The 12,375-nt window shown below is 71.7% G+C and carries 14 protein-coding genes; 11 read left to right on the top strand and 3 right to left on the bottom strand.

Annotation, left to right across the window (positions count from 1 at the left end; all coding sequences use genetic code 11):
• The first annotated feature begins 82 nt into the window (after positions 1-82).
• From EV187_RS15135 to mftF, 10 genes are all read left to right on the top strand, one after another.
• Complete coding sequence (locus EV187_RS15135; RefSeq protein ID WP_130353868.1) at positions 83-943, top strand: mycofactocin-coupled SDR family oxidoreductase; 861 nt, start codon at positions 83-85, stop codon at positions 941-943.
• 39 nt (positions 944-982) lie between these two features.
• On the top strand, positions 983-1,801 hold the full coding sequence (locus tag EV187_RS15130) for a mycofactocin-coupled SDR family oxidoreductase (RefSeq protein ID WP_130353867.1): 819 nt from the start codon (positions 983-985) through the stop codon (positions 1,799-1,801).
• Between the two features lie 19 nt (positions 1,802-1,820).
• A complete protein-coding gene (locus tag EV187_RS15125; protein WP_130353866.1) occupies positions 1,821-2,630 on the top strand; it encodes a mycofactocin-coupled SDR family oxidoreductase in 810 nt (269 codons plus the stop codon).
• A gap of 44 nt (positions 2,631-2,674) precedes the next feature.
• Positions 2,675-3,508 carry a mycofactocin-coupled SDR family oxidoreductase gene (locus EV187_RS15120; protein ID WP_130353865.1) on the top strand — a complete coding sequence of 278 codons (834 nt, stop codon included), beginning with the start codon at positions 2,675-2,677 and terminating at the stop codon, positions 3,506-3,508.
• 45 nt (positions 3,509-3,553) lie between these two features.
• Positions 3,554-4,390: a mycofactocin-coupled SDR family oxidoreductase gene (locus EV187_RS15115; protein WP_130353864.1), complete on the top strand. Its 837-nt coding sequence runs from the start codon at positions 3,554-3,556 to the stop codon at positions 4,388-4,390.
• Between the two features lie 37 nt (positions 4,391-4,427).
• Positions 4,428-5,369, top strand: coding sequence for an AAA family ATPase (locus tag EV187_RS15110; RefSeq protein ID WP_207221855.1), 942 nt, complete (start codon positions 4,428-4,430; stop codon positions 5,367-5,369).
• 108 nt (positions 5,370-5,477) lie between these two features.
• Positions 5,478-6,353, top strand: coding sequence for a vWA domain-containing protein (locus EV187_RS15105; protein ID WP_207221854.1), 876 nt, complete (start codon positions 5,478-5,480; stop codon positions 6,351-6,353).
• Positions 6,354-6,363: 10 nt separating this feature from the next.
• Positions 6,364-7,665, top strand: coding sequence for a pre-mycofactocin synthase MftD (mftD, locus tag EV187_RS15100; protein WP_130353862.1), 1,302 nt, complete (start codon positions 6,364-6,366; stop codon positions 7,663-7,665).
• Between the two features lie 9 nt (positions 7,666-7,674).
• The gene (mftE, locus tag EV187_RS15095) at positions 7,675-8,457 is read left to right on the top strand and encodes a mycofactocin biosynthesis peptidyl-dipeptidase MftE (protein ID WP_130353861.1); all 783 of its coding nucleotides are present in this window, start codon (positions 7,675-7,677) and stop codon (positions 8,455-8,457) included.
• Positions 8,454-9,875, top strand: coding sequence for a mycofactocin biosynthesis glycosyltransferase MftF (gene mftF, locus EV187_RS15090; RefSeq protein WP_207221853.1), 1,422 nt, complete (start codon positions 8,454-8,456; stop codon positions 9,873-9,875). The genes mftE and mftF overlap by 4 nt, the downstream gene beginning before the upstream one ends.
• Before the next feature lie 25 nt (positions 9,876-9,900).
• On the opposite strand, the gene EV187_RS15085 is transcribed toward mftF, so the two are convergent.
• The gene (locus EV187_RS15085; RefSeq protein WP_130353859.1) at positions 9,901-10,962 is read right to left on the bottom strand and encodes an LLM class flavin-dependent oxidoreductase; all 1,062 of its coding nucleotides are present in this window, start codon (positions 10,960-10,962) and stop codon (positions 9,901-9,903) included.
• A 77-nt stretch (positions 10,963-11,039) separates the two neighbouring features.
• Here EV187_RS15085 and EV187_RS15080 point away from each other — a divergent pair, with 77 nt between their 5' ends.
• Positions 11,040-11,294, top strand: coding sequence for a hypothetical protein (locus EV187_RS15080; RefSeq protein WP_130353858.1), 255 nt, complete (start codon positions 11,040-11,042; stop codon positions 11,292-11,294).
• 19 nt (positions 11,295-11,313) lie between these two features.
• Here EV187_RS15080 and EV187_RS15075 read toward each other — a convergent pair whose 3' ends face one another.
• A complete protein-coding gene (locus tag EV187_RS15075) occupies positions 11,314-11,691 on the bottom strand; it encodes a SpoIIAA family protein (RefSeq protein ID WP_130353857.1) in 378 nt (125 codons plus the stop codon).
• Between the two features lie 14 nt (positions 11,692-11,705).
• Positions 11,706-12,335, bottom strand: coding sequence for a TetR/AcrR family transcriptional regulator (locus EV187_RS15070; RefSeq protein ID WP_130353856.1), 630 nt, complete (start codon positions 12,333-12,335; stop codon positions 11,706-11,708).
• Positions 12,336-12,375 lie beyond the last annotated feature (40 nt).

The raw sequence follows: 12,375 nt of genomic DNA, 5'->3' as shown, positions 1-12,375 counted from the left end.
CGCGACCGCGATGATGCGGCCGACGGCCGTCGCGTGCCGCTGCGCGGTTCCTGCGGCGTGCCCGAAACGAGAGGAGAGCCCCATGGGCATGCTCGATGGCAAGGTCGCCTTCATCACCGGCGGTTCTCGCGGGCAGGGTCGGGCGCACGCCGTGACCTGCGCACGAGAGGGAGCCGACGTGGTCATCATGGACACGCTCGACCAGATCGGGACCGTCCAGTACCCGATGGCCCAGCAGTCCGACATCGACGAGACCGTCAGGCAGGTCGAGGCCCTCGACCGTCGCATCGTCGCGGCGGTCGGCGACGTGCGCACGCAGGCCGACCTCGACGCCGCCGTCGCGAAGGGGATCGCGGAGCTCGGGAAGATCGACATCCTCATCGCCAACGCCGGCATCTTCTCGCTGGCGCCCGCCCACGAGCTCACCGACGAGCAGTGGGACGACATGATCGCGGTCAACCTCACCGGCGTCTGGAAGTCGGCGAAGGCCGTGCTCCCGCACATGATGGAGCAGGGTGGCGGCTCGATCGTCATGACCTCGTCCATCAACGGGCTCGAGCCCGGTGCGAACTACGTGCACTACTGCGCCGCGAAGTTCGGCGTGGTGGGCATCATGAAGACGCTCGCGCTGGAGTACGCGCCGCACGGCATCCGGGTCAACAGCGTGCATCCCGGCGCCATCCTCACGCCCATGACCAGCTGGCAGGGCGCCTGGGACATGATGAGCGGCAAGCCGGCCGGCGAGGGCACCGAGGAGGACATGCTCGAGGCCGGTTACCACTTCCACGCGCTCAAGGGCGTCGGGTTCATGGACCCGCAGCGGATCGCCGACGCCGCGCTGTACCTCAATTCCGAACTCGCCTCGGCCGTCACCGGGGTCACCCTGCCAGTCGACGCCGGACACCTGCTGATCCCCGGGGTCAACCAGAACCCCGTCAAGTAGCCCGACCGCCACCCGCAGCACACCGAGGAAGGAGTCCCCATGGCCGGTCAACTCGAAGGCAAGGTCGCATTCATCACGGGCGCCGCACGCGGACAGGGCAGGTCCCATGCGATCCGCCTGGCCCAGGAGGGCGCCGACATCATCGCCGTCGACCTCTGCGCGCAGATCGACACGGTGGCGTATCCGATGGCCACCCCCGACGACCTCGCCGAGACCGTGCGCTCGGTCGAGGAGCTGGACCGCCGCATCCACGCCGTCGAAGCCGACGTGCGCGATCGCGATGCCCTGCAGGCCGCATTCGACGCGGGCGTGGCCGAGCTCGGCCGGGTGGATATCGTGCTGGCGAACGCGGGCATCGCCCCGCTGTCGATGAACCCGGTGCCCGAGGAGTGGCAGGACGTCATCGACGTGAACCTGACCGGGGTCTACCACACCGTCGAGGTCGCGAAGCCCTCGATGATCGAGGGCGGCCGGGGAGGGGCGATCGTGCTCACGAGCTCGACCGCGGGCCTCGCCGGCATCGGCGGGAGCACGCCCGGCGGCCTCGGGTACACCGCGGCCAAGCACGGCGTGGTCGGCCTCATGCGCAGCTATGCGAATCAACTGGCGGAGCACTCCATCCGCGTCAACACGATCCACCCCACGGGCGTGAACACGCCGATGGTCGTCAACGACGTGATGCAGGAGTTCCTGCAGTCCGACCCGCAGCTCGGCCAGGCGATGGCGAACGCGCTGCCCGTCGACATGATCGAGGCCGTCGACCTGTCGAACGCGATCCTCTGGCTCGTGTCGGATGCCGCGCGGTACGTGACCGGCGTGACCCTGCCCGTGGACGCGGGCTTCCTCAACAAGCGCTGAACCGAAGGGGAGAACGAACATGGCGGGACGAGTGGAAGGCAAGGTCGCCTTCATCACGGGAGCGGCGCGCGGCCAGGGCAGGAGCCACGCGCTCCGGCTCGCGGAGGAGGGCGCCGACATCATCGCGGTCGACCTGTGCGGGCCGGTGCCCGGACTGCAGTACTCGCACGCGACGGAGGACGACCTCCAGGAGACCGTGCGGCAGGTGGAGGCGCTCGACCGGCGCATCGTCGCCCGCACGGCCGACGTGCGCGACCGCGACGCCATGAAGGCCGCGATCGACGAGGGCGTCGCCGAGCTCGGACACCTCGACATCGTCGTCGGGAACGCGGGCATCTGCATCCTCGCCCCATGGGACGAGGTGACCCCCGAGGTCTGGGACGAGACGATCTCGATCAACCTCACGGGCATCTGGAACACGGTGCAGCTCACCGCCCCGCACCTCATCGCGGCGGGCGGCGGCTCGATCATCCTCACGAGCTCGGCGGCCGGATTGAAGGGCCTGCCGTTCCTCACCCCGTACGTCGCATCGAAGTTCGGCGTCACCGGGCTCGCCAAGGCGTTCGCGCACGAGCTCGCGAAGCACCGCATCCGGGTCAACTCGCTGCATCCGACCGGCGTCGACACCGCCATGGGCGAGATGGGCGGCGAGTACCCGCGACTGCTCGCCGGCAACGAGCGGCTCGCCGGGATGCTCACCGACTCGCTGCCGATCGACGTGACCGAGCCGCGCGACCAGTCGAACGCGGTGCTGTTCCTGGCATCCGAGGAGGCGCGCTACGTCACCGCGATGGCCATGACGGTCGACGCGGGCAACACCCAGTACTGAGCGGATGCCGCAGCAGCGGCATCCGTCGACGAAAGGAGAAGGCAATGGGACGTGTCGAGGGGAAGGTCGCGTTCATCACGGGCGCCGCTCGTGGACAGGGACGCAGTCATGCGATCCGGCTCGCACAGGAGGGCGCCGACATCATCGCCATCGACCTCTGCGAGGGCCTGCCGGAGAACAACTACCCGCCGGCCACCGAGGAGGATCTCGCGGAGACCGTCCGGCAGGTCGAGGCGCTCGACCGGCGGATCGTCGCCCGGAAGGCCGACGTGCGCGACTTCGACCAGGTGAAGTCCGCCGTCGACGCGGGCGTCGCGGAGCTCGGGCGGCTCGACATCGTCTCGGCCAATGCCGGGATCGCCGGGTCGTTCAACCGTGCGGAGGACATCCCCGACGACGAGTGGGTCAACATGCAGGAGATCAACCTCTCGGGCGTGTGGCGCACCTGCAAGGCCGCCATCCCGCACATCAGGGCCGGCGGCCGGGGCGGGTCGATGATCCTCACGAGCTCGGATGCCGGCCTGTTCGCGTTCCCGAACATCGCGCACTACGTCGCCGCGAAGCACGGCGTGGTCGGCCTCATGCGCACGCTCGCGCTCGAACTCGCGCCCGACATGATCCGCGTGAACTCCGTGCACCCGACGGTGGTCGACACGCCGATGGTGAACAACGAGGCCACGTTCAAGCTGTTCCGTCCCGACATCGAGCACCCCACCGCCGACGACTTCAAGGAGGCGGCACAGGGCATCAACGCCCTGCCCATCCCGTGGGTGGACGCCGTGGACATCTCGAACGCGGTGCTGTGGCTCGCCTCCGACGAGGCCCGCTACGTCACCGGCGTCGCCCTGCCCGTTGACGCGGGCGCCAACGTCAAGTAGGGGGATGCGGGGGACGCGTCCCGGCATCCGCGGAAGGAGCACATGATGGGAAGGCTGGACGGCAAGGTCGCGTTCATCACCGGCGCGGCACGAGGGCAGGGGCGCAGCCACGCGCTGCGGATGGCGCAGGAGGGCGCCGACATCGTGGCCGTCGACGTGGTGCGGCAGTTGCCGACCGTGGAGTACACGATGTCCTCGCCCGACGACCTCGCGGAGACGGTGCGGCAGGTGGAGGCACTGGACCGGCGGATCGTGGCCCGCGAGGCGGACGTGCGCGACTACGGTGCGCTGAAGTCGGCGCTCGACGAGGGCGTCGCCGAGCTCGGACGGCTCGACATCGTGTCGGCGAACGCCGGCATCTTCTCGCAGGGCCGGGCGGAGGAACTGAGCGACGAGTCGTGGGAGGAGATGATCGGCGTCAACCTGACCGGCGTGTGGCACACGGCGAAGGCGGCGATCCCGCATCTCAAGGCGGGCGGCAACGGCGGCTCCATCATCCTCACGAGCTCGACGGCCGGCATCAAGGGCTTCGAGAACTTCGCGCACTACGTCTCGGCCAAGCACGGCGTCGTGGGCCTGATGCGCACGCTCGCGCTCGAGCTGGCGCCCGACATGATCCGCGTCAACACCGTCCACCCGACGAGCGTGGACACGGACATGATCCAGAACGACATGCTCTACGCCCTGTTCGCGCCCGATCTGGAGCCCGATCAGCGCACGAGGGAGGCACTCGGTGAACGGTTCCAGACGATGAACGCCCTGCCCATCCCGTGGGTGGAGCCGGTCGACATCTCGAACGCCGTGCTGTGGCTGGCGTCGGACGAGTCGCGCTACGTGACCGGGGTGATGCTGCCCGTCGACGCCGGATCGACCACCAAGTGATCGACGACCAGACGTGCTCGAAGACGAGGGGAACAGCGTGACCGACACCACACGAGCGGATGCCGCACCGGGCGAGCTGGCGGCGAACCGCGAACGCATCGCCGCCCGCATCGTCGGCCGCGAGCGGGAGCTCGAGCTCACGCTCGCGGCGGTCGCGGCCGGGCGGGACATCCTCCTCGAGGGGCCGCCCGGCACGAGCAAGACGACCATGCTCACCGCCATCACCGAGGAATGGGGTATCCCGCTGCTGTTCGTCGAGGGCAACGCCGACCTGACGCCGGCGAAGCTCGTCGGCCACCACAACCCGGCGCGCGTGCTCAAGGAGGACTACAGCGCCGACAACTTCGTGGCGGGCCCGCTCGTCGAGGCGATGCGGGAGGGCGGATTCCTCTACATCGAGGAGTTCAACCGGGCGCCGGAGGACACCCTCAACACGCTCCTCACGGCGATGGCCGACCGCTCCATCGCGGTGCCGCGTGTGGGCAGGATCGCGGCGAAGCCGACGTTCCGGGTCATCGCGTCCATGAACCCGTACGACAACGTGGGCACGACCCGGCTCTCCACGAGCGTGCACGACCGGCTCAACCGACTCGCGATCGACTACCAGGATGCGCCGAGCGAGGAGGCCATCGTGCGGCTCCGCGCCGGTGGGCACGCGCGTGGCGCCCTCGGCGAGCGGCTCGTCGTCGACGCCGTCGCCGTCACGCGGGCCACCAGGTCGCACCCCGAGGTCCGGCAGGGATCCAGCGTGCGCGGCGCGATCGACTGCGTGCTCGTGGCGTCGAAGCTCGCGGAGCTGCGTGACCTCCGCTCCCCCGAGCAGGAGGGCTATCCGCAGCTCGTCCTCGACGCCATGGTCGTGTCGCTCTCGGGACGCATCCACCTCGACGAGGCGATCGAGACGACGCCCGAGCGGGTGCTGCGCGAGATCTGGGAGGACCACTTCATCCTGGAGCCGGCGACGGCGGCGCCCGGATGAAGAGCCGTCCCGGCCGATTCGCCCCTGCGGCGTGAGCGGCCCGACCGCCGCGGCGTGAACGGGACCCCGCTCCGGCGGCGGCCGAAGCAGCTCGAGGAGGAACCCACCGTGTACGACGCGACCGCAGGTGCCGGAGGCGGGTCGGTGCTGCGCCCGGCCGGCGCCGGCCGGAGCCCGGCCCTGCCCCTGCCGGGCAGCACCGCGACCGGCTTCACCGACGAGGCGGCGCAGCTCGTCGTCGCGGAGGCGACCGCCGCGGTGGATCCCCGCGCCCGGGCGCGGGCACGGCGGATCGCGGCACGCCTGGCGATCCGTCGGCCGAGGCGTGATGCGACCAGTCGGCGCGGCATCGGCGAGCTCGGAAGCCTCCCGTACCGTGGCGGCTCCGACGAGATCGACCTCGATCGGACGATCGAGGTCCTGGCCGAGCGACCGGTGCCCGAGGACGAGGACATCGTCGTGCGCGACCGCATCCGCACGAAGCGGTCGGTCGTGCTCGCGGTGGACGTCTCGGGGTCGATGAAGGGCGAGCGGGTGGCGACGGCGGCGGCGACGGTGGGCGCCCTGGCCGGCGAGCTGGAGCACGACGACCTCGCCGTGATCGCGTTCTGGTCGGATGCCGCGATCCTGCTCAACCTCGGCGAGCTCGTGAAGCCCATGGACCTGCTCGACACCATCATGCGGATGCCGGCGCAGGGGCTCACGAACGTGGCGTTCCCGTTGGAGCTCGCCGCGAGGCAGCTGGCGCGGGCACCGGTCAGGGACGCGCGCGTGGTGCTGCTGTCGGACTGCGTGCACAACGCCGGTCCCGACCCGCGAACGGTGGCCCCACGGCTCCCGAGGCTCGACGTGCTGCTCGACGCGAGCGGTGAGCGCGACCTCGACCTCGGTCGCGACCTGGCCAGGATCGGGCGGGGCACCGTGCATGTCGTGCAGGACTATCGCGGGGTCGCGCCCGCCATCAGCGGGATGTTCGGCACATGAAAGGAGATCGATGATGGGCAACGACTGGTTCGAGACGGTGGCGGCGGCGCAGCGGCGAGCGAAGCGGAGGCTGCCGAAGTCGGTGTACGGGGCGCTCGTCGCCGGCTCGGAACGAGGACTCACCACCGAGGACAACATGCGGGCGTACGGGGAACTCCAGTTCGCGCCGCACGTGGCAGGGCACCAGCCGGCACGCGATCTCACGACCACGGTGATGGGGATCCCCATCTCGATCCCGGTCCTCATCTCGCCGACCGGCGTGCAGGCGGTGCACCCCGACGGCGAGGTGGCGGTCGCGCGCGCCGCCGCCAACCGCGGCACGATCATGGGGCTCAGCTCCTTCGCGTCCAAGCCGATCGAGGAGGTGACGGCGGCCAATCCCAACACCTTCTTCCAGGTGTACTGGAGCGGCAGTCGTGACGCGATGGTGCACCGGCTCGACCGGGCCAGGAACGCGGGCGCGAAGGGGCTCATCGCCACGCTGGACTGGTCGTTCTCCAACGGGCGCGACTGGGGGAGTCCGTGGATCCCCGAGAAGCTGACGCTGAAGGCGGCGATGCGATTCGCGCCGCAGGCGGTCACCCGCCCGACCTGGCTCATCGACTACCTGAGGACGGGTCGTGTGCCCGACCTCACGGCGCCCAACCTCGCGCCGGCCGACGGCGGGCCTCCGCCGACCTTCTTCGGGGCGTACGGCGAATGGATGTCGACCCCGCCGCCCACCTGGGACGACGTCGCGTGGCTCCGCGAGGAGTGGGGCGGACCGTTCATGCTGAAGGGCGTCTCCCGCCTCGACGACGCCAAGCGCGCCGTCGACGCCGGCGTCACGGCGATCTCGGTCTCCAACCACGGTGGGAATAACCTTGACTCGACGCCCGCGTCCATCCGGATGCTGCCGGGCATCGCGGAGGCGGTCGGCGACCAGGTCGAGGTCCTCCTCGACGGTGGCATCCGCCGCGGCGGGGACGTCGCGAAGGCGCTCGCGCTCGGCGCGCGCGCGGTCATGATCGGTCGGGCGTACCTCTGGGGGCTGGCGGCGAATGGACAGGCGGGAGTCGAGAACGTGCTCGACATCCTGCGCGGCGGCCTGGACTCCGCCGTCCTCGGCCTCGGCCACGCGTCCATCGCCGAGCTGGCTCCCACCGACTTCTACGCGCCGCCCGGGTTCCGTCGCGACCTCGGCGACGAGCCGGATGCCGCCGCCGCGGCGCCACGCCCCGCCGCGGACAAGGCGCGCCCGGCCACGCCGAGGACCACGCCCGAACCCGCCGAGCCGCGGCCCGACGATTCCGTCGCCCTCGGGAACATCTGAGGCCGCCCCGTGATCGGCCCGGGCGAGCCGCGCCTCGTCGACCGCCCGTGGCCCGACGTGGGCCGCCCCACGGTGCTCGTGCCGGTCGGGTCCACCGAACAGCACGGGCCGCACCTGCCGCTCGACACCGACACCGTGGTGGCGTCGGCCGTCGCCGAGGCGCTCGCCGTGCGGCTCCGCGCGGAGGGCGTCGACGCCGTCGTGACGCCCGCCATCGCGTTCGGCGCCAGCGGCGAGCACCAGGGGTTCCCCGGCACGATCTCCGTCGGCACGCAGGCGCTGACGTTCCTCCTGCTCGAGTTCGGGCGGTCGGCGTGCGAGTGGGCGGACCGCGTGGTGTTCGTCAACGGACACGGCGGTAACGTCGAGGCGCTGGCGACGGCGGTCCCGGTGCTCATCGACGAGGAGCGGCCCGCGTCGTGGCTGCCATGCGTGCCCGGCGCCCGTGCGCTCGGCGACGACGTGCCCGTCGACGCGCACGCGGGTCGCTCCGAGACGTCGATCCTGCAGCGGCTCGAGCCCGACCGCGTCCGGGTCGATCGATTGGAGGCCGGGGACCCCCGACCCGTCGTCGAACTCATGCCGCTCCTCCGAGACGCGGGCGTGGGCGGAGTCGCCCCGAACGGGGTGCTCGGTGACCCTCGGGCGGCCTCACCCGCCGAGGGCTCCGCCCTGCTCGAGTCGATCATCGCGGAGGCGTGGCTGCGGTTGCGGTCGGGGCGCGTCGACGCCCGGGGATGCGGCACCCACGGCGACGGCGAACCCGATCCGACGACCGGGGCCATCTCGTGACGGCTCGCCTCCCCGACGGCTTCACGGTGCGCCTCAACCGCCACACCCGGGTCGTCGACCACGGCGCGGTGCTCGTCGGCGGGTCCCCGACCCGCATCTCCCGGTTGAAGCCGCTCGCGCGCGGCCGCATCCACGCGGGCGAGCTGACGGTGTCGGATGCCGCGACGCGGGCGCTCGCGGACCACCTGCTGGCCACCGGCATGGCGGACCCGGTCGTGCACGCGCTGCCCGCCGTCGACCTGTCCACCGCCACGGTTGTGGTGCCGGTGCGCGATCGGCCGCGGCAGCTCGACCGTCTGCTCGCGGGCATCGGCGGCGCCCTGCCGGTCATCGTGGTCGACGACGCCTCGGAGGATCCCGCCGCGGTCGCGGCCGTGGTGACGCGCCATGGCGCGCAGCTCGTCGCGCTCGAACGGAACCTGGGGCCCGCGGGCGCGCGGAACGCCGGGCTCGCACAGGTGTCGACGCCGTTCGTGGTGTTCGTCGACTCCGACGTCGTCGTCGAGCCGGCGGCGATCGAGCTGATGCTGCGCCACTTCGCCGACCCCGCGCTGGCGATGGTCGCACCTCGCGTGCTCGGGCTGGCCGGGGGCGAGGACACCGGCACCGCCGCAGCCGCTGCCAACTGGATCACGAGGTACGAGGATGCCCGGTCCTCGCTCGACCTCGGCAGCGACTCGTCGACCGTGCGTCCGCGGTCGCCGGTGACCTGGGTGTCGAGCACCTGCCTCGTCGCCAGGGTCGAGGCGCTCGGCGCGGGATTCGACGCGTCGATGCGCGTCGGCGAGGACGTCGACCTGGTGTGGCGGCTCGTCGAGGAGGGGCGGCGCGTGCGCTTCGAGCCCGCGGCATCGGTGCGGCACGAGCACCGATCCACCCTGCGTGCCTGGCTCGGCCGCAAGTTCTTCTACGGCACCGGGGCGCACCCCCTCGCCGTGCGGCATCCCGACGACATCGCCCCCGTCGTGCTCCCGCCGTGGGGTGCCGCCGTGCTCGTCGCCCTCGCGGCCCAACGGCGCTGGTCGATCCCGGTGGCCGCCCTCGTGCTCGTTGCCACGGTGCTGCGCATCGGCCGCAGGGCCACCGCCGTGCGGCATCCGTACCGGCTCGCCTCCCGACTCGCCGGCTACGGATTCATCGGCGCGATCGCGCAGGGGTTCGCGTTGCTGCTGCGGCACTGGTGGCCGCTGACCGCGATCGGATGCCTCGGGTCGCGCCGCGTGCGGCGGGCCGTCGTCGTGGCCTCGCTCGCCGACACGGCGTGGGAGTTCGCGCGCACCCGCCCGCAGCTCGACCCGGTGCGGTTCGGGATCGCGCGGCGGCTCGACGACGCCGCCTACGGTGCCGGCGTGTGGTGGAGCGCGATCCGCGGGCGCTCGCCGAAGGCGCTGCTGCCCGACCTGCGCCGCCGGCACTGAGACGCGGCGCCGCGGTCGGCCGGCCTCACCGCGAGGCGCGCCATCCGAGCTCGGGGGCCACGTGCGTGAGGATCGCCTCGAGCACGTGCGCGTTGTAGTCGACGCCCAGCTGGTTGGGGATCGTCAGCAGCAGCGTGTCGGCGGCGGCGATGGCCTCGTCCTCGCGCAACTCGTCGATCAGCTCGTCGGGTTCGGCGGCGTAGCTGCGGCCGAACACGGCGCGGTAGTCGTCGATCACCCCGAACTGGTCGGAGTCCTCGCGCCGGCCCCCGCCGAAGTAGGCGAAGTCGTGGTCGTTCACCAGCGCGAAGATCGAGCGGCTCACCGAGACGCGGGGCTCGCGGTCGTGCCCCGCCCTCGTCCAGGCCTCGCGGAACGCCTCGATCTGCTTTCGCTGCTGCACGTGGAACGGCTCGCCGGTCTCGTCGGTCTTGAGGGTCGAACTCATCAGGTTCATGCCCTGCTCGGCCGCCCACACGGCGGTCGCATCGGACGCGGCGCCCCACCAGATCCGGTCGCGCAGACCCGGCGACTGCGGCTGGATGCCGAGCGGACCCGGATGGGCGTTCGGGAACATGGGACGCGGGTTCGGCTCGGCGAAGCGCGCGCCGTCGATGACCTTGAGGAACACCTCGGTGTTGCTGCGGGCGACGTCGGCCATCGTCTGCCCCTCGGGGGCGGCGTAGCCGAAGTAGCGGTAGCCGTCGACGACCTGCTCGGGTGAGCCGCGGCTGACGCCGAGCTGCAGGCGGCCGCCCGCGATCAGGTCGGCGGCGCCGGCATCCTCGGCCATGTAGAGCGGGTTCTCGTAGCGCATGTCGATGACGCCCGTGCCGAGCTCGATGCGGCTCGTCTTCGCGCCCGCGGCCGCGAGCAGCGGGAACGGGCTCGCCAGCTGGTTCGCGTAGTGGTGCACGCGGAAGTACGCGCCGTCGGCGCCGAGCTCCTCCGCGGCCACGGCCAGGTCGATCGACTGCAGCAGCACGTCGGACGCGGTGCGGGCCTTCGACCCGGGAGCGTCCGACCAGTGGCCGAACGAGAGGAACCCGATGCGTTTCGTCACACCCGGTACAGCGCCCTGCGGCATCCGCTCATTCCCATTCCTCGCGGCGCCGCGAGAATACGGCATCCGACGGATGCCGGGCGGCTGCCTTAGGGAGGAGCTTGGAGCCAGACGACGACGAACCGGAGTGGATCATGCTGATCTCGGAACTGTCCTTCCCCCACCTGCAGGCGGCGCACGACGAGCGCCTCGCGCAGGAGCTCGAGCGCCGCCGCGTCGTGCAGGAGCGGCTCGCCGAGTCCCCCGCCGCGCCGCGCCGCCGTGGCGGATTCGGCCGCGCGGGGTCGAGCGAGCGGATGCCGCGCGCCGCCGCCGCGGCATCCGGCCCGCGTACCGCCGGCGCGTGCCCGGCCTGACGCGCCGCGCCGCTCCCGCTCATGGCGCGGGCACGGCCTCGGCGACCCACGCGATCGCCTCGTCCTGCTTCTCGAGCGGGAACACCCGGAACTCGCCCGGCACGAGGCCGCGCAAGGCCGTCGCGATGCCGCCGAGCACGTCGTGGTTCGTGACGAACGCCGCACGACCCCACACCTCGCGGGGGAAGGCGATGAGCCTCGCGTCCTCCAGCATCGCGCCCAGCGAGTAGTGGTCGAACTGCTCGCCCATCACGACCACGAGGTTGACCTTCTCGTGCTCGGCGAGGACGGCCTCGAACGCCGGCTCGAGCACCTCGCGGTAGTCGGATGCCTCGATCGTGCCGATCGCGCGGAATCCGACGACGCCGGCGGGCAGGTCCTCGAGCGGCTCGATCATGCGCGTCCCCTTCGTCAGCCGAGCAGTTCGTCGACGCGGTTCGACGTCGGCATGCGCAGCCCGTCGAGCGCGATCGCGATGACGTCGTCGGCGAGCCGGTCGGCGTCCTCCGCGCCGCCCGGCCGGTACCACTCGACGATCGAGTTGATCATGCCGAACAGCAGCCGCTCCACGATCCGCACGTCGATGTCGCTGCGCAGCGACCCCTCGGCCTGCGCCTCGGACACGAGCGTGGTGACCCGCTTGTCGAACGCCCGCCGCCGCGCGAGGGCTCGCCGCTCCACCTCGGTGTTGCCGCGCACCCGCAGCAGCAGGGTCACGTAGGGAAGCTTGTCGACCAGCACGTGCACGGCGCCCCGGAGCACCTGGTCGAGCCGGTCGGCGGCACGTCCGTGCGCGGCATCCGCCCGCTCGAGCACCCCCTCGAGCGCCCCGAGGGCGGTGTCGAGCGCGCGGTCGAGGATCTCGTCCTTCGACGCGAAGTGGTGGTAGATCGCGGACTTCGAGAGTCCGAGGCGATCGGCGAGCACGCCCATGGACGTGGCGTCGTAGCCGTACTGGATGAACGCGGCCACGGCGACATCGAGGATCCCCTGCTGGTCGTACCCGGGGCGTCCCCGTCGGAGCGTTCCGTTCTCAGACATCGCCCCAAGTCTCCCATCTCGGTCGTCCCGCTGCTCGTTG

It is taken from the genome of Agromyces ramosus, from assembly GCF_004216665.1.
Classification (GTDB): Bacteria; Actinomycetota; Actinomycetes; order Actinomycetales; family Microbacteriaceae; genus Agromyces; species Agromyces ramosus.
Note: the sequence above shows the minus strand (reverse complement) of the source record. Positions and strands in the feature narration are given on the sequence as shown.

Excerpts from the sequence above, each read along its gene's own strand:
- EV187_RS15135 (WP_130353868.1), top strand. The coding sequence starts at position 83 with ATGGGCATGCTCGATGGCAAGGTCGCCTTCATCACCGGCGGTTCTCGC.
- EV187_RS15130 (WP_130353867.1), top strand. The coding sequence starts at position 983 with ATGGCCGGTCAACTCGAAGGCAAGGTCGCATTCATCACGGGCGCCGCA.
- EV187_RS15125 (WP_130353866.1), top strand. The coding sequence starts at position 1,821 with ATGGCGGGACGAGTGGAAGGCAAGGTCGCCTTCATCACGGGAGCGGCG.
- EV187_RS15120 (WP_130353865.1), top strand. The coding sequence starts at position 2,675 with ATGGGACGTGTCGAGGGGAAGGTCGCGTTCATCACGGGCGCCGCTCGT.
- EV187_RS15115 (WP_130353864.1), top strand. The coding sequence starts at position 3,554 with ATGGGAAGGCTGGACGGCAAGGTCGCGTTCATCACCGGCGCGGCACGA.
- mftD (WP_130353862.1), top strand. The coding sequence starts at position 6,364 with ATGATGGGCAACGACTGGTTCGAGACGGTGGCGGCGGCGCAGCGGCGA.
- EV187_RS15085 (WP_130353859.1), bottom strand. The coding sequence starts at position 10,962 with ATGCCGCAGGGCGCTGTACCGGGTGTGACGAAACGCATCGGGTTCCTC.
- EV187_RS15075 (WP_130353857.1), bottom strand. The coding sequence starts at position 11,691 with ATGATCGAGCCGCTCGAGGACCTGCCCGCCGGCGTCGTCGGATTCCGC.
- EV187_RS15070 (WP_130353856.1), bottom strand. The coding sequence starts at position 12,335 with ATGTCTGAGAACGGAACGCTCCGACGGGGACGCCCCGGGTACGACCAG.